General features: G+C 37.6%; 20 protein-coding genes. 8 read left to right on the top strand and 12 right to left on the bottom strand.

What is annotated here, in order from left to right; all coding sequences use genetic code 11:
- Positions 1–2: 2 nt before the first annotated feature.
- The 6 genes from CRS_RS14345 to CRS_RS14320 all read right to left on the bottom strand — a co-directional run bounded on the left by CRS_RS14345 (position 3) and on the right by CRS_RS14320 (position 6505).
- A complete protein-coding gene (locus CRS_RS14345) occupies positions 3–797 on the bottom strand; it encodes an FkbM family methyltransferase (RefSeq protein WP_142724707.1) in 795 nt (264 codons plus the stop codon).
- Positions 798–1063: 266 nt separating this feature from the next.
- A complete protein-coding gene (locus CRS_RS14340; RefSeq protein WP_142724706.1) occupies positions 1064–1729 on the bottom strand; it encodes a DUF2461 domain-containing protein in 666 nt (221 codons plus the stop codon).
- 125 nt (positions 1730–1854) lie between these two features.
- On the bottom strand, positions 1855–3084 hold the full coding sequence (locus CRS_RS14335) for an ABC transporter permease (RefSeq protein ID WP_142724705.1): 1230 nt from the start codon (positions 3082–3084) through the stop codon (positions 1855–1857).
- A gap of 23 nt (positions 3085–3107) precedes the next feature.
- A complete protein-coding gene (locus tag CRS_RS14330; protein ID WP_142724704.1) occupies positions 3108–3857 on the bottom strand; it encodes an ABC transporter ATP-binding protein in 750 nt (249 codons plus the stop codon).
- Between the two features lie 56 nt (positions 3858–3913).
- Positions 3914–5191: an efflux RND transporter periplasmic adaptor subunit gene (locus tag CRS_RS14325; protein ID WP_142724703.1), complete on the bottom strand. Its 1278-nt coding sequence runs from the start codon at positions 5189–5191 to the stop codon at positions 3914–3916.
- A 3-nt stretch (positions 5192–5194) separates the two neighbouring features.
- On the bottom strand, positions 5195–6505 hold the full coding sequence (locus tag CRS_RS14320; RefSeq protein WP_142724702.1) for a TolC family protein: 1311 nt from the start codon (positions 6503–6505) through the stop codon (positions 5195–5197).
- 227 nt (positions 6506–6732) lie between these two features.
- Here CRS_RS14320 and CRS_RS14315 point away from each other — a divergent pair, with 227 nt between their 5' ends.
- The 7 genes from CRS_RS14315 to CRS_RS14285 all read left to right on the top strand — a co-directional run bounded on the left by CRS_RS14315 (position 6733) and on the right by CRS_RS14285 (position 13766).
- A complete protein-coding gene (locus CRS_RS14315) occupies positions 6733–8424 on the top strand; it encodes a DEAD/DEAH box helicase (RefSeq protein WP_142724701.1) in 1692 nt (563 codons plus the stop codon).
- 151 nt (positions 8425–8575) lie between these two features.
- The gene (locus CRS_RS14310; protein WP_002981301.1) at positions 8576–9214 is read left to right on the top strand and encodes a DUF47 domain-containing protein; all 639 of its coding nucleotides are present in this window, start codon (positions 8576–8578) and stop codon (positions 9212–9214) included.
- A gap of 13 nt (positions 9215–9227) precedes the next feature.
- Positions 9228–10370, top strand: coding sequence for an inorganic phosphate transporter (locus tag CRS_RS14305; RefSeq protein ID WP_142724700.1), 1143 nt, complete (start codon positions 9228–9230; stop codon positions 10368–10370).
- Positions 10371–10471: 101 nt separating this feature from the next.
- On the top strand, positions 10472–11443 hold the full coding sequence (locus CRS_RS14300) for a polyprenyl synthetase family protein (protein WP_142724699.1): 972 nt from the start codon (positions 10472–10474) through the stop codon (positions 11441–11443).
- Positions 11444–11520: 77 nt separating this feature from the next.
- Positions 11521–12471, top strand: a complete 951-nt coding sequence (locus CRS_RS14295; protein WP_142724698.1) for a GSCFA domain-containing protein — start codon at positions 11521–11523, stop codon at positions 12469–12471.
- Positions 12472–12999: a DUF4269 domain-containing protein gene (locus CRS_RS14290; RefSeq protein ID WP_142724697.1), complete on the top strand. Its 528-nt coding sequence runs from the start codon at positions 12472–12474 to the stop codon at positions 12997–12999.
- 5 nt (positions 13000–13004) lie between these two features.
- Positions 13005–13766 carry a TatD family hydrolase gene (locus CRS_RS14285; RefSeq protein WP_142724696.1) on the top strand — a complete coding sequence of 254 codons (762 nt, stop codon included), beginning with the start codon at positions 13005–13007 and terminating at the stop codon, positions 13764–13766.
- Between the two features lie 59 nt (positions 13767–13825).
- On the opposite strand, the gene CRS_RS14280 is transcribed toward CRS_RS14285, so the two are convergent.
- From CRS_RS14280 to hpt, 6 genes are all read right to left on the bottom strand, one after another.
- The gene (locus CRS_RS14280) at positions 13826–15133 is read right to left on the bottom strand and encodes a DEAD/DEAH box helicase (RefSeq protein ID WP_142724695.1); all 1308 of its coding nucleotides are present in this window, start codon (positions 15131–15133) and stop codon (positions 13826–13828) included.
- Positions 15134–15320: 187 nt separating this feature from the next.
- Positions 15321–15950: a porin family protein gene (locus CRS_RS14275; protein ID WP_142724694.1), complete on the bottom strand. Its 630-nt coding sequence runs from the start codon at positions 15948–15950 to the stop codon at positions 15321–15323.
- Positions 15951–16044: 94 nt separating this feature from the next.
- Positions 16045–16536, bottom strand: coding sequence for a DUF6438 domain-containing protein (locus tag CRS_RS14270; protein WP_142724693.1), 492 nt, complete (start codon positions 16534–16536; stop codon positions 16045–16047).
- A gap of 199 nt (positions 16537–16735) precedes the next feature.
- Positions 16736–17719 (bottom strand): GTPase ObgE, encoded by a 984-nt coding sequence (obgE, locus tag CRS_RS14265; RefSeq protein WP_142724692.1) that lies wholly within the window; start codon positions 17717–17719, stop codon positions 16736–16738.
- A 55-nt stretch (positions 17720–17774) separates the two neighbouring features.
- Positions 17775–18353, bottom strand: a complete 579-nt coding sequence (locus tag CRS_RS14260) for an adenylate kinase (RefSeq protein WP_142724691.1) — start codon at positions 18351–18353, stop codon at positions 17775–17777.
- 151 nt (positions 18354–18504) lie between these two features.
- The gene (gene hpt, locus CRS_RS14255) at positions 18505–19059 is read right to left on the bottom strand and encodes a hypoxanthine phosphoribosyltransferase (RefSeq protein WP_142724774.1); all 555 of its coding nucleotides are present in this window, start codon (positions 19057–19059) and stop codon (positions 18505–18507) included.
- A 195-nt stretch (positions 19060–19254) separates the two neighbouring features.
- On the opposite strand from hpt, the gene CRS_RS14250 reads away from it, so the two are divergent.
- Positions 19255–20844, top strand: coding sequence for an ABC-F family ATP-binding cassette domain-containing protein (locus CRS_RS14250; protein WP_142724690.1), 1590 nt, complete (start codon positions 19255–19257; stop codon positions 20842–20844).
- The last annotated feature ends 132 nt before the right edge of the window (positions 20845–20976 follow it).

Here is a 20976-nt window from a genome sequence, read left to right as displayed (position 1 = left end):
TTTTAAATGTTTTTAGGTATAAAAATAATATTGTTGATGTACTGAGTTTTATTTTTTTCGTCGTTTGTATTTTGTGTTATAATATCTTCTGTAAGATTTTCCAGCGTAAAGCTGTCTCTGTTCAGGTATTTGGCTTCGTATCCCCAGTTCATTACTTCGGATATTTCATTCCAGATAGGTGTGTCGTGGTGTCTTTGTTCCATTTCGACCATTAAAGTCGGCTGAAATCGTCTGATGGTTTCTCTCGCCCCGGACAATGTTTTTATTTCGTTTCCTTCTACATCTATTTTGATGAAATCAAGTCTGTTGAAATGTTCCAGTGCAGCCCATTCGTCCAGCTTGATAACCTTTACTCTCTCCGTATAGCTTTTCTCTTCCCCTTTTTCTTTATAAGAAGTGTTTAAAGTACCGCGTGAAGCAATCGTTTTTCCATTAATAACAGGTACTTTGAACTCTGCAATTCTGTTTTCATCTGAAAGTGCCAGAGGAAGGATATGCATTGCCGGAAACAGCCTTTTCAGTCTTCGGTAAAGTTTCTTATTGGGCTCAAAACCATAAATGTTTTCATGATCCAGTGTGTTTTCCAGCTGATACAGGAAGGTTCCCACATTGGCACCAATGTCTAATATCACTGCATTTTTAGAAAGATATTCTTTAATCCATACCAGTTCCGGTTCTACATTACGCTCCGAAAAATTATTTTTACTAAGATTATTTAAAGTTTTAAAATATCTTTTTTTGTAGAAATTCGGACTTATATATTGTAGTTTCTCTGCGATTTTTTGGTATAAAGACATCGTAAGCTTTTTGACGAACAGCAAAGATAAGCAAAAATGTAAAACTTTTCTTAAAAAATGTTAATTATAATAGCTTGATTTTCAGGATGGAATTTTAAAATTTGTTTTTATAAGCTGCTGTATTTTAATAGGTTTTTGATTTGTCGCAAAGGCACCGGCATTCCCGAATATCTTTTTTAAAATATTCCTACAGAGAAACAATTCAACCGGAATGCACTCAATGATCTGTAAAAAATGAATTATCTGCGATGAAAAAATAAAGCCGTCTAAAGAAAAGGAGTATTCAGAAAGTCATTGAAGGGTTTCATCAGTTTGAAAACTTGGGTCATATTTTTCACTGCATTTTTATCCAGTACCTCTTCATCTTTCAGAGAATATATCACAATAAAATTCTTAAGCTTCAGATATTCACCCATGGGATCTTCTTTTTCGAAACCCTGTGGGATTTTTTTCAGCTTGTCTTCCTGGTCAAGCTCTGGAAAATGTTTTTTGAAATCTTTATTGTTGAGGATTTTAAGGAAATCGTCTCCATACAGCGAAATTTCTTTACGTACCTCTTTCAGAACAGAGGATTCAGGCATATAAATTCCTCCTGCCAGAAAGGATTTTCCGGGCTCCATATGAAGATAATAGCCTCCTTTCTGATTTCCTTTACCCATTCCCAGAGAAGCTCCGAAATTGGTTTTGTAAGGTGATTTGTCTTTTGAGAAACGGGTGTCCCTGTAGATTCTGAACAATGCTTTTTTACTGTCAATCTTAGCAAGATCTTCATCAAAACCGGACATTTCTTTAATCAGTTCATCTAAAAACGAAACTACATTCTGCTGGGATTCTGTGTACAGGTTTTTGTTCTCGTTAAACCATTCGCGGTTGTTATTTTTATTTAACTTTTTTAAAAAATCAAATGTTTTGGAAGAAATGCTTGCAGACATATTGTGTAAGGTGTTTTTCGTTATTAAGTGAGAATCAAAACGTCTTCTAAGCCCCGAATTCCGAATTTTCGTACCTCGAATCGAAATCTCAAAGGTTCGAATCTCACAACTCAAATGTACAAAAACTATTCATATCTTAGAGCCTCAATAGGGTCAAGTTTTGAAGCTTTCAATGCAGGATAATACCCGAAAAATACTCCTGTCACGGCACAGACGATAAATGAAATTATAATGGACGATTCAGTAATAAATGTGGGCCATGACAGGAAAAATGTAACGAGTTCTGAAGACAGTATCCCTAAAAGTACGCCAAGAATTCCGCCGGTAATACTGATCAATATTGCTTCAATAAGGAATTGGTATAGAATATCTTTTCCTCTTGCTCCAATAGACATTCGCAGCCCGATTTCTTTGGTTCTTTCCGTTACTGATACATACATAATATTCATAATTCCGATTCCCCCCACAACAAGAGAAATCCCTGCAATCGCTGACAAAAGTACAGTCAGAAGCTGGCTGGTAGAACTCATGGTAGAAATGAGCTCTGCCTGGGTTCTTACACTGAAATCATCATTGCTCCCATCAGCAGGCAGTTTGTGCTGTTTTCTCAGGATCTCAGATACCTGGTCTGTAGCCTGCTGCGAAGTATTTTCATTGGATGAGGCTGCATAAATGGTCTGAACATAGGTGATTCCCAAAAACCTTCTCTGGACCGTATTGAAGGGGGCTATGATCACATCGTCCTGATCCTGTCCGAATGCATTAGAACCTTTTGGAGCGAGGATTCCGATGACTTTCATAGGAACTTTGTTAAATCTTATAATACTTCCTACAGCATCTTCACCATTGGGAAATAAATTGCTGTAAACGGTTTGTCCTAAAAGGCAGACTTTATTGGATGAGGTGACGTCTTTTTTTGTGAAAAGATTTCCCTCGGAAATACCCCAGTCCCGGATGTTAAAATATTCTTCATTCACTCCCTGCAATTGTGTTGGCCAGTTATTAGGTCCATTGATAGACTGTCCGTTGGTCTGTACGGCAGGAGAGACATACGAAACATCTGGAGCTCCTTTTGAAATGGCATCCGCATCCTGAGGTCTCAGCGTCTGTAATCCTGAAGCTCCTATTCTGGCTCCTCCGGAAACATTCACATTACTGGAGGGCCGGATGGTGATCATATTGGATCCCATAGAAGAAAGCTGATCGCTGATGCTTTTTTTGGAACCTTCCCCAATGGCGGTCATGGCAATCACTGACGCCACCCCTATAATAATGCCGAGCATGGTTAAAAAAGCACGAAGCTTATTCCGTAAAAGGGCTTTCCATGCAATTCTGAAAAGGTTTGAAAGGTTCATAGCAACAAATTTTCAGGTTGAAATTATTTATAATCATCATTTACCGGGAGGTTTTCCAAAGCCTCTTTGGCAGATTTTATATTGTCGTTCTTAATATCCTTGATCACTTTTCCATCACGGAGGGTCACTGTTCTGCTGCTAAAGGTGGCAATATCGGGTTCGTGCGTTACAAAAACAATGGTTCGTCCCTGCTTGTGCAAATCCTGCATTAAAGCCATAATTTCATAAGAGGTTCTGGTGTCCAGGTTTCCGGTGGCTTCATCCGCAAGAATCATTACAGGTTCATTAACCAGTGCTCTGGCGATTGCTACTCTTTGCTGCTGACCTCCGGACATCTGATTGGGAAGGTGGTCAATCCTGCTTTCAAGTTTTACCGCTGTTAAAGCCTGTATAGCCCTTTTGTGACGTTCTTCGGTAGATATTTTGGAATTGTAGAGAAGAGGCAGTTCTACATTTTCTTTTGCGGTTGTCCTTGGAAGGAGATTGTAAGCCTGAAAGACAAAACCGATTTTCTGATTTCTGAGAACAGCCAGCTCATCACGGTCAAGATTTTTAATATTAACACCATCCAGAATATAATCGCCGCCGGATGGCTTATCCAGACAGCCGATAATATTAAGCAGAGTAGATTTTCCGGAACCGCTGCTTCCCATAATGGTCACAAATTCACCTTTCTCTACGGTAAATGTGACACCTTTAAGGGCATGAACGATTTCTTCACCCATCCTGAATTCTCTTTTCAGATCTGTGATCTCCAGAATTTTTTCTGCCATGACTTTTGTTTTAGGTTTGCTGGTTGTTTGGGTTTGAGCGGAATCCCCGAACTTTATTATCTAGGTCCGCCGCCACCGCCGCCGCTGTTTCTGTTATTATTTCCAACACCTCTTCTCTGAGGCATAAACGGGCTTTTTGTCTGTCCGCCGGAGGATTTTTTTGACAGTACTTTATAGCCGGTAATGATATTGTCATTTTTATTCAATCCTGATATCACCTGTATTTCGGTATCATTATCCATCCCTGTTTTTATTTTTTTTCTTGAAATGGTGCTGTCCTGGGCAATAATCCAGACGGCGGCTTCATTTTTCTTTTCGCCACCTTTGTTATTATTCTGTTTCTTCCATTGTCCTTTCTCATGTTTTTTACCGTTGGCAAATGGAGAATTTACTTTGTATTTCCGGATGATCAGACTGTCTGGCCTGAAGCTTGTTGCAGCCACTGGAATTTTCATCACATTGTCTAAAACCTGTGTGTAGATCGTAATGTTTGCTGTCATTCCCGGCTTCAGTTTTAAGCTGGAATTATCTGCATTGATGATGGTGGTATAATTCACCACATTTGACGAAACGGTGGGATGGAGACGTACTTCGGAAACTTCACCGTCAAAAGTTTCATCCGGAAAAGCATCCACTGTAAATGTTGCTTTCTGACCTACCTTTACATTCCCGATATCCGCTTCATCTACAGAGGCCCGTACCCTCATTTTGGTAAGATCCTTGGCAATACTGAACAGGGTAGGAGTGCTGAAGCTTGAAGCTACGGTCTGTCCCTCACTTACATTTCTGTTGAGAACAGTTCCGTCGATCGGAGAATAGATATTAGTCAGCGACAGGTTTTTATTGGCAGTAGAAAGCTGTGCGGTTACAGCGCCTACCTGTGCTTTTGCTGCATTGTACTGATTCGTGGCATTATCATAGTCCGCCTTGCTGATTGCTCCAACTTTATACAGCTGCGACTGTCTGTTGATATTGATTTCGTTATAAGCAAGATTACTTTTTGCATTTTGCAGGTTAGCTTTGATCTGTTCTGACTGAAACTGCAGCAGATCGGGATCTAAAGTGGCCAGTAATTGTCCTTTTTTGACCGTAGAATTGAAATCCACGTAAATATTTTTGATGATCCCTGATACCTGGGTACCTACTGCAACAGTATCTACAGGCTGAATCGTTCCGGTAGCAGTAATGGAATTGGATATGTTTCCCATTTCAGGTTTTACGGTCTCAAGCTGGATCTTTATTTCTTTTTCTCTGATGAAGAAAAACCAGACTGCACCTATTGCAATGATGCCGCCCACAACCCAGTACAACCATTTTTTATTCTTTGTGTTCATAGCTTACTTTAGATTTATAGGGTTACCTGCGTAAAAATCGTAGATCTGTTGGTTAAGGACTGCAGTGTATTTGGCCTGCAGATAATTCTGAACAGATTGTATATAAAGCAGTCTCTGCTGTTGAAGCTGTACATAATCTATGCTTCCTATTTTCATCTGAGCGTTGACTATATCATAACTTTGCTTACTGATATCCATCTGCTTAAAGGCAGAGTCATATTGAGACAGTGCATTCTGAAGATTGATATAAGACTGCTCTATCTGCTGATTAAGAACTGTTTTGGTATTCAGTAAATCAAGATTGGCCTGTTCGATGGCAATTTTTGATTTCTCAATCTGTGTTTTATAAATTCTGTTGTTGTAAATCGGGATGCCAAGGCTTAAGCCGATAGGCATGTAGAAATTGTTTCCCAGCTGATTAAAATAATTTCCGTTTCCGTTAGAGTAATTGGTGGAAATATTTCCTGTCAGACTCAATGTAGGCTGAATGGAGGCTCTGGCCATTTTCAGATTTGTATTGGAATTTTCTACGTTCAGTTCTCCATATTTTACTTCAGGACGTTGATCTTGTGCGAGGTTCTGTACATCCTGCAGAGGCTTCAGCTGGTCGTCTACCATAATGCTGTCGGGTTTTACGATCTGAAAATCATAATCCGAAGGAAGCTGCAGGATTTGTTTTAGATTAACAGTATTGGTCCGAAGATTATTTTGGGCTGCGGTGAGGTTATATTGATCCTGGGCTACCTGTGACTGTATCTGCAGATAATTTAATTTAGAAAGACTTCCTGCTTTGTATAACTGGTCACCCTGTTTTAATTGGGTTTGTGTTGTTTTCAGGACATTTTCAAGAGAAATAATATTTTCCTGGTTCATCAGGATATTCAGGTAAGCCTGGGCAATGGTAAGAGTAATGCTGTTTTGTGCTTCCTGTACCGAAAGGTCAGCCATCTGTACCAGGAGATTTTTTGAAGTTTCGTTGTTTTTGATATAGTTGGCATGATAAAGGGTCATTGAAGAATTGGCTCCTATGCTTTGAGCCTGCGCACCGGTCATATGAAGGCCGTCACTTCCGTTGAGGGCAAAAAGCCCTTGTGAAATAGCTCCGCTTAAGTTGGGATATTTTGCTTCTTTTGCCTGAAGAAGATCCTGTTGGGCTGAATTTTTTGAGAGCCTTAGAGAGTTGATAGAAATATTATTTGCCTTTGCGTATTCAATGCAGTTTTCCAATGTCCAGGCAGACGGATAATGTGGTGTCTGGGCAAATATTTCAATGGCTATGCATGAGAATATCAAAAAGAAAAATTTGCTTTTCATGGCTTTGTTTTTGAAAATTCATAAATAACACAGAAAAAATCAATCCAATTTAATAAAAAAAAATAATGTTTAACAACTTTTTAACCCACGGCTTGTTTTTTTAGATTTAATTTTCCAAAAATTAAAAATATATTAAAAGATTCTGAATTTAAGTTTGTATATTTAAAACTTTGTTCAAAAACAAATCAAATATTTATTGTATCTTTGCAAAAATTTTAAAATAGTTAATGAATTTATTTACGGAAACCAATTTAAGTCCTGATATTCTTAAGGCAATTGGCGAACTGGGTTACGAAAGCCCAACAGAAATCCAAAAACAGACTATCCCTTTTATTCTTTCAGATATTCGCGATTTGATCGCACTTGCGCAGACAGGGACAGGCAAAACAGCAGCGTTTTCGCTTCCGATTTTGGATATGATTGACGATACGAGTCGCAAAATCCAATTATTGGTGCTTTGTCCGACACGGGAATTATGTCTTCAGATTTCTAAAGACATAAAGAATTACTCTAAATACATGAAAGACATCAAGACAACTGCGGTTTATGGTGGAAGTAGTATTGTAGAGCAGATGAGATCTTTGAAGGATAAGCCACAAATTATTGTGGGAACTCCGGGAAGAGTAATTGATCTTATCAACAGAAAAGCGTTAGACTTTTCTGCTATTCATTGGTTAGTATTAGACGAAGCTGATGAAATGCTTTCTATGGGATTCAAGGATGAATTGGAAACCATTCTAAGCGAAACTCCGGAAACGAAACAGACTTTCTTATTCTCTGCAACGATGAATAAAGAAGTGGAAAGAATTTCCAAAAATTACCTTACAAAACCTCACCGTATTTCTGTAGGTTCTATCAATGAAGTGAAGAAGAACATTACTCACGAATACTATGTGGTAGGGTACCGTCAGAAAAAAGAAGCATTGAAAAGATTAATTGATGCCAACCCTAACCAGTACTCTATTATCTTCTGCAGAACAAGAATGGAAACTCAGGAAGTGGCTGATTTCTTAATGCAGAACGGATATGCAGCTGATGCTCTTCATGGTGATCTTTCTCAGGCGCAGAGAGATACGGTAATGAAGAAATTCAGATTGAAAAACATTGATATTCTTGTAGCGACAGACGTGGCAGCAAGAGGATTGGATGTAAACTCTCTGACTCACGTTATTCACTTCTCTTTACCGGATGATCCTGAAGTATTCGTTCACAGAAGCGGAAGAACAGGTAGAGCCGGAAAAGACGGTATTTCTATGGCTTTAATTAAGCCTGAAGAAAGCAGAAAACTGAAACAGATCAAATCTTCAACAAAAATTGAAATCCACGAAAGATTTATTCCTACAGGTGATGATATTATCAAAGCTCAGGTAGGAGGTGTATTCGAAAAATTGTTGACAGAACACGAAGATCTTTTCGAATTTGATGACAGTTTAATCCCGGATCTGAGCAACTTTACAAAAGAAGAACTGGTACACCAGCTTCTGCAGTTCCAGCTGAAAGATCTTGCTTTATACTACAAAGACAAGCATGACCTTGTTGAGCAGAAATTAAGCAGCAGAGATGATGACTACTCAAGAAGAGATCGCGGACGTGACAGAGACAGAGATAGAGGTCGCGACAGAGACCGTGGAAGAGACAGGGACCGTGGTGGAAAGCCAAGAAGAAAAGATGAAAACATGGTAAGATTCTTCTTCAACCTTGGTAAAAAAGACCACCTGAAGAAACTTGACGTTTTAGATATTATCAATAAAGCTACTGCTGGCGGAAAAAGCAAGAAGAGAGCTGAAATCGGTGATATTGAAATCTTAGAGAAATTCTCTTTCTTCGAAGTTGAAAAATCGTTCAAAGACAATGTGTTGAGCAATATTCAATCGATGAAATTCAAAGGAAAAGATATGAGAGCTGAAGTAGCAAACTAATCTCTTTCCAAACCATACAAAACCGGCATTAATGCCGGTTTTTTTATTTAATAATCAGTTGTTAAGCGAATGTTAACAAAACTTAATGTTAGATAGTTTCAGGTACAATCCTTTTTTAAGAAATTTGCACACGAATTATAAATACTAAAAAATGGGAATTGGTAATATTTTCCACGCTTTTCAACCAAAAGATAAAATCTTCTTTGTACTTTTCGAAAAAGTAACTGAAAATCTAGTTGCAATGTCAGAAGAATTCAACACAGGAATCAAGGATTTCGATCTTAATGACGATTCAATGTTGAAAAAAATGAGTGACTTCGAACACAAGAATGATGAACTTACTCACGAAATTTTCGTAGAATTAGGGAAAAACTTCATTACTCCTTTTGACCGTGAGGATATCCACACATTGGCAACAGGATTGGATGATATTGCTGATTATATCTACGCTTCCACAAAATATATTTTCCTTTACAAATCACCTGAGATGAAGGCTTATTCAGACTTCTCCCTATTGATCCACAAAGCATGTCTTGAAATTCAGAATGCTATGAAAAACCTTAAAGGGTTCAAAAACATGGAACAGGTGAAAGAAGCTTGTATTAAGGTGAACTCTATTGAGAATATTGCGGACGATCTGCTATCCAATTCAATGGTAGAATTATTTGAAACCAATGATGCGATCAACATTATTAAAGTTTCATCAGTACTGAACTACCTTGAAGTTGTAACGGATAAAGCAGAAGATGTTGCCAATACGATTGAGAACATCATGATTAAATACGCCTAATACATAGCAAAAAATGGAATTTCCGATTTTACTGATAGTTATTATTGTGCTGGCCCTGATCTTCGATTATATCAATGGTTTCCATGATGCGGCCAACTCAATTGCAACTATAGTTTCTACAAAAGTTTTAACTCCATTCCAGGCTGTACTTTGGGCGGCACTTTGGAACTTTGCAGCGTTCTTCATTGCTGCTTATATTATTGGAGAATTCAAAATTGGTAATACAATTGCCAAAACAGTTAACGAGAATTTTATCACCCTTGAAGTTATATTTTCCGGTCTTGTGGCAGCGATTGCCTGGAACCTGCTGACATGGTGGTTCGGAATTCCTTCGTCGTCGTCACATACGCTGATCGGAGGTTTCCTGGGAGCCGCTCTTATGCATGCTTTCATGATGGATTATCATGCTGTGGCAGCAGCGCAGCCGGATCTTGGAACATGGGGCACAATAAAAGAAGCTTTTCACCAGGTAACGCATCAGAGCGTGGTGAAATTTGATAAAGTAATTCCTATCTTCCTGTTCATTTTCATGGCACCGATCATAGGGATGATCATCTCCGTTATCATTACACTGATTATCATACATCTTTATAAAAGATCAAACCCACACAAAGCAGATCAGTCTTTCAAAAGACTGCAGTTGGCTTCTTCAGCTTTATTCAGCTTAGGACACGGTTTGAATGATGCTCAGAAAGTAATGGGGATCATCGGGGCAGCAGTGATTTATTATCACGTTAATATGCTTCAGGATGTACAGTATCTGAATATTCCTTCTGCAGAACGTTTTGACTATTTTGCTCAGCATTATATCTGGGTTCCTCTGGTTTCGTTCCTTGCTATTGGTTTAGGGACAATGAGTGGTGGTTGGAAGATCATTAAAACAATGGGTACCAAAATCACTAAAGTGACTTCATTAGAAGGAGTAAGTGCAGAAACAGCAGGTGCTATCACCTTATTCATCACAGACCACTTCGGTATTCCTGTATCTACAACCCATACCATTACAGGTTCTATCATCGGGGTAGGATTGACAAAAAGAGTTTCAGCAGTAAGATGGGGAATCACCGTAAGCCTTCTTTGGGCTTGGGTATTAACAATTCCAATCTCTGCCATTGTAGCAGGAATTACCTACCTAGTGGTAACTTTCTTATCCTAATATATAACTCATATCAACATATAAACTTTGTCCATTTGGACAAAGTTTTTTGTTTTATAAAGCCTCGAAAAATCGTATTTTTGTTCAAATTATAAGATTTTATGGAATTTTTAGACAGATACCAGCAGATTGTTGCAGACGCCATCGCGAAATATACTTTTAAAGACAAGCCTGCGGAGTTATATGAACCGATGAACTACATTATTTCCCATGGTGGAAAACGTCTTCGTCCGATTATGGTGCTTATGGCATGTGATATGTTCGGCGGTGATCTTAAACAGGCAATCAAACCTGCATTGGCCATCGAGTTTTTCCATAATTTCACGCTGATCCATGATGATATTATGGATGAAGCTCCTTTAAGAAGAAATAAACCTACCATTCATACCCTGCATGGTCTTAATGTAGGAATCCTTTCCGGAGATGGACTGATGCTTAAAGCATATAAGTTCTTTGAAGATCTTGAACCTGAAATTTTCAAAGCATGCATCAGAATATTTACTCATACAGGGCTTCTGTTGTGTGAAGGACAACAGTATGATATCAATTTTGAGACTCAGGAAGATGTGACTTTCGATGATTACATCAGAATGATTACTTATAAAACAGGGGTTCTGAGTGCTTCTTCATTTGAGATTGGTGCCCTGATTGCAAAAGCTGACTTTAAAGACGCCAAAGCAATTTTCAACTTTGGAAAACATATCGGGATTGCATTCCAGATTATGGATGATTATCTTGATGTATTCGGAGATCAGGCACAGTTTGGAAAAAAACATGCCGGAGATATTTACGAAAACAAGAAAACCGTTTTATACCTGTTAGCAAGAGAACATGCAACAGATGAAGAAAGAAAAGAACTGGATTACTGGTATTCTAAAAAAACTGAAAATGTAGATAAGGTCTATGGAGTTGAGAAGATTTTCAGAAGAACAAAAGTAGATGAAAAAGCGTTACGTCTGATCGAAAAGCATAATGAAATAGGACAGAGCTATCTTCAGAAAATAGATGTACCGGAAGAAAAGAAAAAACCTTTTATCGAACTGGCAAATTATTTGTTGAGAAGAGAAAGTTAATATAGGTAGCAGAGGATAGGTGGCAGGTAGCAGCAATTTACCTGCAACCTATTTCCTGCAACCTAACCCCCTATACAATGAAATTCAGGACAGAAGTTGATATCCCCGAATCAGATAAAAAGATTGAGATTGAAGATAAAATATTTTCGATAGGTTCATGTTTTGCCTCTGAGATGACAGATTTATTGCAAGACGGGCAGCTTCAGACACTCAATAATCCTTTTGGAACCATTTTCAATCCTTTTTCTATCAATAATGCAGTTAACAGACTACATGATTCTGCATTTTATGAAGAAGAGGAATTGATTACTTACAATGACGAATATATTTCTCTGGATCATCACACCAGTTTTGATACCCGGTATATTCATCAGACTTTAGATAAAATTAATAAGGCTATTGAAGAAGGAAATGCCTTTCTGCAGGAAGCCGACTGGATTATTATCACTTATGGTTCTTCATTTATTTATGAGTTCCTGCCCAAAAATAAACTGGTGGCCAACTGTCACAAAATTCCCCAAAAGTTTTTTGAGAAAAGACTCCTTAGCCATCAGGAACTGACAAACTCTATTTATCAGACGATTCTGGATCTTAAAGATATTTGTAAAGAAGGGGTTCAGATTCTGTTTACCGTTTCACCCGTAAGACATACAAAAGATGGGATGGTAGAAAACCAGTTGAGCAAGTCCAAACTGATTACAGCAATTCACGAATCGATTTCGATGTTCGAAGACTGCCATTATCTGCCGGTCTATGAAATCTTAATGGATGATCTCCGTGACTACCGTTTTTACAAAGAAGATATGATTCATCCCAGTACACAGGCCGTCAATTATATTTTTGAGAAGTTTGGAAAATCTTATTTTTCAGAAGAAACTCAGAATTTTATCAAAGAAAACTTTAAGATTGTCAAGGCGCTGGAACATAAAACCAGTGATAAGAAAGACCCAAAATTTATAGAATTCAGAGAAAAGCTGGATCAGAGAATAGAAAATCAACGTAAAAAAGTAAAACATAAAATATTCTAGATGCCTGACTTTACCCAAATTGACTATCTTAAAGACGGAAATGAAAGGCAGCGAAAAGCTTATGAAATTCTTACAAAGCATCATTTTTTTGAAAAATTAAAAGCTTATTCGCCCATTTTAGCAGGAACTGTTCCTATTGAAATAGACATAGAGGGAAGTGATCTGGATATTATTTTTGAGGTAGATCTAAGATTTGAAGAAGACTTTCTGGATGATTTGATGTTCAGCAGATTTATTTCTCACGACGTGGAAACGAAAGTTGAATATCCTATCATAAACGGTGAAAAATGCATTACATTAAATTTCATGCTGGATGAATTTCCCATAGAGATTTTCGGACAGAATAAACCGACAACTGAGCAGAATGCATACCTTCATATGATTGCTGAACACAAAATATTACAGGAAAAGGGAGAAGAATTTAAACAAAAAATAATAGAATTGAAAAAACAGGGTATAAAAACAGAACCGGCTTTCGGAATGTTGCTGGGACTTGAAAACCCTTATGAAGATCTGTTAAAATTTTAAATAAAATGATTGATACACATACACATCTATACGCAGAAGAATTTGATGAAGACCGAACAGAAGCTATTCAGAGAGCTTTAGATAAGGGAATTACAGAATTTTATCTTCCTGCTATTGATTCTGAATCCCATGAAAAAATGCTACAGCTGGAAACACAATATCCGGGACAGATTTTTTCGATGATGGGATTACATCCATGTTATGTAAAACCGGAATCCTGGGAGAAAGAACTTGAAATTGTAAGAAACTATCTTGACCAGAGACATTTTCCTGCCATAGGAGAAATTGGAATTGATCTCTACTGGGATAAAACAACTTTGGATATTCAGGTGAAAGCTTTTGAACAGCAGATCGACTGGGCAATAGAAAAAGACCTTCCTATTGTTATTCATACAAGAGAAAGCTTTGACGAGACATTCGAAGTGCTGGAAAGAAAAAAACATCCAAGACTGAGAGGGATCTTCCACTGTTTTTCAGGAAATGTTGAACAGGCACAGCATGCTATTGATCTTAATTTCATTTTAGGCATCGGCGGAGTAGTAACTTTTAAAAACGGAAAAATAGATCAGTTTCTGAACGATGTTCCACTGGACAAGATTGTTCTGGAAACAGATTCTCCTTATCTGGCTCCGGTTCCGCACAGGGGGAAAAGAAACGAAAGTTCTTATCTTGATCTGGTAGCCGGAAAACTGGTGAATATCTATGGAAAAGACTTTTCGGAAATAGACCGCATTACCACAGAGAATGCAAAGAAGCTTTTTAAGTAGTACAATTTTAATTACAAGATAAATGAAACCCCTTTCCAACATTGAAAAGGGGTTTGCTTTTATTTCTTTCTGGTGAAATTTTTATTTTTAGGTTTTTTAAATCCTACTGAAGCCGTTGGTGAAGGCTTTTTACGATTTTTATTTGACCTTGAATTAGTATTGCTGTTTCCTGCTTTAGGTTTTTCACCACCGGCAGGCATAGGTTTGTTATTCGAATCTCTTTTTTGAGCAACCAGATCATCCGTATGGAAAGGATGGTCTTTGATCACAGGAATTTTCTTCCCGATCAGCTTTTCTGTGTTCTTTAAGTTTAGAAGATCAAGCCCGTCGACAAAAGAAATAGAGGTTCCTTCGGCTCCGGCTCTTCCTGTTCTTCCGATACGGTGTACATAGGTTTCCGAAACATCGGAAAGCTCAAAATTGATCACAAATTTCAATTCGTCAATGTCAATTCCTCTTGCTGCAATATCTGTGGCAACAAGAATTCTTGTTTTTCCGGATTTAAAGTTGTTTAAAGCATTTTGTCTTGCATTCTGAGATTTATTACCATGAATGGCCTCCGCAGAAATGTTATCTTTCTGAAGCTTTCTTGCAATTTTATCCGCCCCGTGTTTTGTTCTTGAAAATACCAGTACCGAGTCTGAAATATCATTTTCAAGAATGTGGGTCAATAAGTTCAGTTTATTTTCCTTTTCAACAAAATACACCGACTGTTTGATGGTGTCTGCCGTAGAAGATACCGGAGTTACTTCTACTTTTACAGGATTATTCAGGATGGAATTGGCCAGCTTTTGAATCTCACCGGGCATCGTTGCCGAAAAGAATAAAGTCTGTCTCTTTTGAGGTAAAAGCTTAATGATTCTTTTTACATCATGTACAAAACCCATATCCAGCATTCTGTCTGCTTCATCCAGAACAAAGATCTCAAGATTTTTCAGACTGATGATTCCCTGCGCAATGAAGTCAAGAAGTCTTCCTGGTGTGGCAACCAGAATATCAACGCCCTTTTTAAGAGCAGCTTCCTGGTTTCCTTGTTTTACACCTCCGAAAATAACCAGTTGTTTTAATGGAAGGTATTTACCATAGGCATTAATGTTTTCCTCGATCTGAATAGCCAGTTCTCTGGTGGGAGTAAGGATTAATGCTTTTATATGTTTATTGGGGATTTTATTTTTGGATAAATTCTGTAAGATAGGAATAGAAAAAGCAGCTGTTTTACCAGTTCCTGTCTGTGCGCAGCCTAAAAAGTCTCTGCCATCTAAGATATCAGGAATAGATCTTTCCTGAATAGGAGTTGGAGTAGTGTAACCCTGCTCCTGGATTGCTTTTGCAATAGGTTCTATTAAGTTTAAGTCTGTAAAATTCAAATGAATTATTTTAAAATTTAAATAAAAATTCCTTCAGTCTGAAAGAATTACATTCTGCAAAGGTAGTTTAAAAAAAATTAAGATATATTTAGTGTTTTATGTCTTTAGTGAAAATATAACTGACCTGTAAAATTTAAATGGCTGCTCATACCTGGGCAGCCGTTTTATTGAGATAAAAATCTGGAATTTATTTGAATCTATATCCTACACCAGCCTGTAAAAATCCGATTTTTGTGGGAACGGTATTTTCTTTGTTGGTTTCAAAGAAATTGAAGTGGTACCGGGCATCCACAAAAAATTTCTCATTAATCTTATATTCCGTACCCAGAAAAGGGAAAAAGTTCAATGTTTTAGAGCCTTCAGAGTTGGTAGTGACCTCACCGTTAAAAATAGTGTCTGTTTTTATCTTGGATGATATATTAATTCCTATATTCATTCCTACAGAAGCAGAAAGATTGGGAATTAAATAATACTTCAGTGAAATGGGAACCTGTATCTGATTGAGTTTATATTCAAATTTCATATCTCCCATATTGACAATTTCGTTGCCTACCAACTGAACTCCGGGATAGATCTCCTTACCACCCAGTTGTGTGTATAATACTTCAGCCTGTAAGCCAAACTTAGAGGACAAAGGCTGCTCGGCCAGAATACCAGCGTAGAAATAAGATTTTGAATCGAGCTGTGTGTTAAAGAATTTCATGCTGGATAAGGTATATCCTCCTTTTACTCCAAAACTCATCGATTCGGAAGTTTTTTGTGCATTACTTATTGTTGATAAAACAAATGCCAGAGCGAAAAAAATGTTCTTCTTCATGTTTTTTTGAATGGTTAATAGTTCTGTAAAATAATAATTCCTCCCAAAAGAAGGAATTATTGCGGCAAAGATAGTTTAAATATTTTTATAAGGCTTATTTCACCTTAGTCCATTCCTGGCTTTTTCTTAAATTTTCGAAAAACTGATAGACTTCTGAAAGTTTCTCGCTTCCGCGTTTTCCATAATCTTCCACATTTTTTGAGGTTCCGTCAGCAAATTTAATTCTTAAATAAGAAGTGGGAAGATCAGTAATATTATGTTCTCCGTATTGATCATTTAATCCTTTTACATTGAGCCCATCCAGTAAACTGATGAGTTTATTGTAATCTTCTTCTTTGATGGTTCCTTTAAAAGTTCCTTCACGCGGTTTTGAAAATTCATCTTTTGAAGGTTTGTTATTGAAATTAAAATGTTCCGCTTCAAAAACAGCCGTTCTGTCCGGATTGATCGTCATTTTAAAAACAGGACAGAATCCAAAGCAAGGAGTTGCCTCATATTCAATAGTAGAATATTTGGAATTTACTTTCTGAGAAGTATTACAGGAAAATAAAAAAATAAAAGCACAAAGGCCCAGTAAATATTTCATAGCTTTTCAATTTCAAAGGGTCACCTCAATAATTGTTCCAAAAGATAAATTATTCCTTTGTTTTTATGTTAAATATAAAGTGATAAATCTGTTTAAAATAATATTTGACTGAAGAAAAAAAACAGCCTCAGGAAAACCTGAGGCTGTTTTTTATGATGCAGTTCTGTTTTTAAAATAAAACTGATGAATCAATGTATTTCTATCCGTGCAATTGCTTCCAGATAGCGTCTTTCAATTCCATAAGACCTTCTCCGGTAACCCCTGAGAAGAATAAAGGCTGCTTGTTCTCGGGAAATTCTGCTGCAATTTCTTTTTTCAGTTCATCATCCAGGAGATCGGATTTTGAAACAGAAATAATGAAGTCTTTATCCAGTAATTCAGGATTGTATTCTTTTAATTCATTTTCAAGAATTTTAAACTCCTGGAAATGATTTTCAGAATCAGCAGGAATTAAGAACAGCAGGATGGAGTTTCTTTCAATATGTCTCAGGAATCTGTGACCTAAACCTTTACCTTCAGCGGCTCCTTCGATAATCCCAGGAATATCAGCCATTACAAATGATTTGTAATTTCTGTAATCTACAATCCCAAGGTTAGGAGTCAATGTGGTAAAAGCATAGTTGGCAATTTTGGGTTTTGCCGCGGAAACAGATGCTAAAAGTGTAGATTTTCCGGCATTCGGAAATCCAACCAGACCTACGTCTGCCAAAATTTTAAGCTCGAAAACGATATAACCCTCTTCTCCCGGAAGACCTGGCTGCGCATATCTTGGAGTCTGGTTGGTAGAAGATTTGAAGTGCTCGTTTCCTAGTCCTCCTTTACCACCATGCATCAGAATGATTTCCTGTCCGTCTTCCAAAATTTCACCAATAATTTCGCCTTCTTCATTTTTGGCAATAGTTCCTACCGGAACTTCAATATAAACATCAGCACCGTATGCACCGGTAAGCTGGTTTTTTCCTCCGTTTTCACCACGTTCTGCTTTTACGTGACGGGTGTAACGAAGGGGAAGTAAAGTCCATTCATTGGCATTTCCTTTCATGATGATGTGACCTCCACGACCTCCGTCGCCGCCGTCAGGACCACCTTTAGGAATATACTTTTCACGGCGAAGGTGGGCAGAACCAGCACCTCCGTGTCCGCTTTTACAATGGATCTTTACGTAATCTACAAAGTTAGACATATAGTTTGTGTTGCGGGTTGCGGGATGAAAATTCGAATCCCGTACTCATTCCCGATTATTTAATTTTTTCTACCTCAGCGAAAAGTTTTTGGGAAATCTCATCAATTTCACCAACACCGTTTACCTCTACATATTTACCCTGCTGCTTATAAAGCTCGGCAACTTCTGCTGTTTTGGTATAATATTCTTTAATTCTGTTTTCGATGATCTCTACATTGCTGTCGTCTGATCTTCCGCTGGTTTCTCCTCTTTTCAGAAGTCTTTCCACCAAAATTTTGTCCTCTACGACCAATGAAAGGCAGATGTCAATCTTGTCATTCAGTACTTCTTTAACGATCTTTTCCAAAGCCTCTGTCTGAGCAGTTGTTCTTGGGTATCCGTCAAAGATAAAACCATTGGTATCCGTAGGTTTTTTGATCTCATCGATCAGCATATCTGTTGTTACCTGATCCGGAACCAATTCTCCCTTATCGATATATGATTTAGCCAGTTTTCCAAGTTCAGTGTCATTTTTCATGTTATATCTGAAAAGATCACCTGTTGAAACCTGTTTTAAATTGAATTTTTCGATCAGATTCTGAGCTTGTGTTCCTTTTCCACTTCCTGGAGGGCCGAACAGAACAATGTTTATCATAATGTTGATTCGCTTCCGGCAATTGGCATTCTGCTTCCGGCTCCTGGCTTTTGGCGGCTTGCTCCTGCTTTCAGCTTTTTTAAGTTATTATTAAATTTATTTCTTTATATAATTTTAAGCTAAAAGCTACCAGCTAATAGCCAACAGCACTTTAATGGTTGATTTGTCCTTCTTCCAGCTGATACAGATTCGGCAGGTTTCTTCCTAATTCATCATAATCAAGTCCGTATCCAAGTACAAATTTGTTCGGAATTTCTTTCCCGATATAATCCAGTTTGAAATCTTTTTTATAAACTTCAGGCTTCAGTAAGAAACTTGCCAGTTTTACAGATTTAGGACGTTGTGTTTCTTTAAAATATTTGAAAAGACTTTCAACCGTATTTCCTGTATCAACGATGTCTTCTACAAGAATGATGTGACGGTCTTTCACATCTTTAGTCAGTTCCATTTTCTGATAAACGATCCCTGTAGACTCAGTTCCTACATAAGAACTCATTTGAATGAAGGCAATCTCGCATTCCCCCGGGTAATATTTCAAAAGATCTGAGAAGAACATAATTACCCCATTTAAAACACCAATGAAAACAGGAACTTCATCCTTGTAATCTTCATAAATTCTTAACGCTGTCTCTTTTACAATCTCCTGAATTTCGGCATCCTTTAAATAAGGAACGAAAGTTTTGTCGTGAACTTTAATGCTTTCCATAAAATTTTTAGTAGGAGGCAAAGTTACGGATTTTAGATTTTTCAATAAAATCTTTTTGTGTTTAATCCGGTATTTGTGCTATCTTTGTTCTTTCAAAACCCAAAAATACAGAGATGTAGGATATAATTTCTTTCCGATTTGATCAGACGATAACTATTATGTTATTGGTGTTTAACCATTATTAAGAAAGAAATCATGATTTTACTGCAAAATATATCCTTTGGGTTTCCGGGAGGAAATCTTCTATTTAATCATATCAATTTAACAATACAATCTCATACCAGATCTGCTCTTGTAGGAAGCAACGGTATGGGGAAATCAACCCTGCTGAAAATGATGGCGGGCGAAATTCAACCTTTGGATGGGCATATTAACATTCAGGGTGATATTTTTTATGTGCCCCAGATGTTCGGGAATTTCAATCATCTCACCATTGCTGAATGTCTGAAAATAGATCAGAAGCTGTATGCTCTTGAAAAAATCACCGGCGGAGAGGTGGATGAAATTTATTTTGAAATACTCAATGATGACTGGGATATTGAAGAACGGTGTCAGCATGCTCTGGAATATTGGCAACTCGATCATTTTGAACTAACACAAAAGCTGGAGGGCCTGAGCGGTGGGCAGAAAACCAAAGTCTTTCTCGCCGGAATCCAGATCAATCAGCCTGATATGATCATTCTGGATGAACCCACCAATCACCTGGATCATGAGGGAAGAAAGCTGTTGTATGATCTTATTGACAAAACAGATGCAAGCGTCGTTATCGTAAGCCACGACCGTACCTTACTCAATCTTGTTGATACCATTTTCGAATTAAGCAATCAGGGAATAGCAGCCTATGGAGGAAATTATGACTTTTATGCAGAGCAGAAAGAAGTGGAGGAAGAAGCTTTACATAATGATATCCATGCTAAAGAACGGGCATTGAAAAAAGCAAAAGAAAAAGAGCGGGAAACATTGGAGCGAAAACAAAAGCTGGATGCCAGAGGGAAAGGGAAACAGGAAAAATCCGGAGTGGCGAGGATTATGATGAATACGCTCCGGAATAATGCTGAGAAAAATTCTTCCAAATTAAAATCTGTCCATGCTGAGAAAATCAGCGGCATTTCAGACGAATTAAGAGGACTTCGTTCATCAGTAAGAAATGCCGATCAGATGAAAGTTAATTTTAATGATTCTAACCTTCATTCAGGAAAGATCCTTGTTATCGCTGAAAGTATAAATTTCAGCTACCAAAAGGAAGAGCTCTGGAAAGAAAGCCTTAATCTTGAGATCCGGAGTGGAGACAGAATCTCGATTAAAGGAGACAATGGATCAGGAAAAACCACACTGATAAAACTTCTGCTGGGAAAAATTGAACCTTCTGAAGGAAAAATAAGCAGAGCGGAATTAAACAGTATTTATATTGATCAGGAATACTCTTTGATTCATAATGATTCAACGCTGTATGATTTTGTCCAGAATTTCAATGACAACGCCATGCAGGAGTCTGAAGTGAAAACATTACTCTCCAGATTTTTATTTGGAAAAGATACCTGGGATAAGAAATGCGGTATGCTGAGCGGGGGAGAGCGTTTAAGATTACTTCTCTGTGGGCTGTCTATCAGCAATAAAGCTCCGGATATGATCATTCTTGATGAACCCACCAATAACCTCGATCTTCAGAATGTAGAAATTCTTACCAATTCCATTAAAGACTACCATGGAACTTTATTAGTGATTTCACATGATGAAGTCTTTCTGGAAGAGATTGGTATAGACCGGGAATTATCGCTTAACTAATGATTGTATTTACAATTTGTACAGAATTAATATCAATAGAGGCGGGCTTTAACTGTCTATCAATAGATTAGAAATCCTTCGGCTTTAGCCAAAACTTATCATAAAAATCCCGGCTGACTATAACCGGGATTT

The sequence above is a fragment of the Chryseobacterium sp. ON_d1 genome, assembly GCF_006829085.1.
Taxonomy (GTDB): Bacteria; Bacteroidota; Bacteroidia; order Flavobacteriales; family Weeksellaceae; genus Chryseobacterium.
The sequence above is the reverse complement of the archived record's forward strand: the minus strand, read 5'-3'. Positions and strand labels throughout refer to the sequence as shown.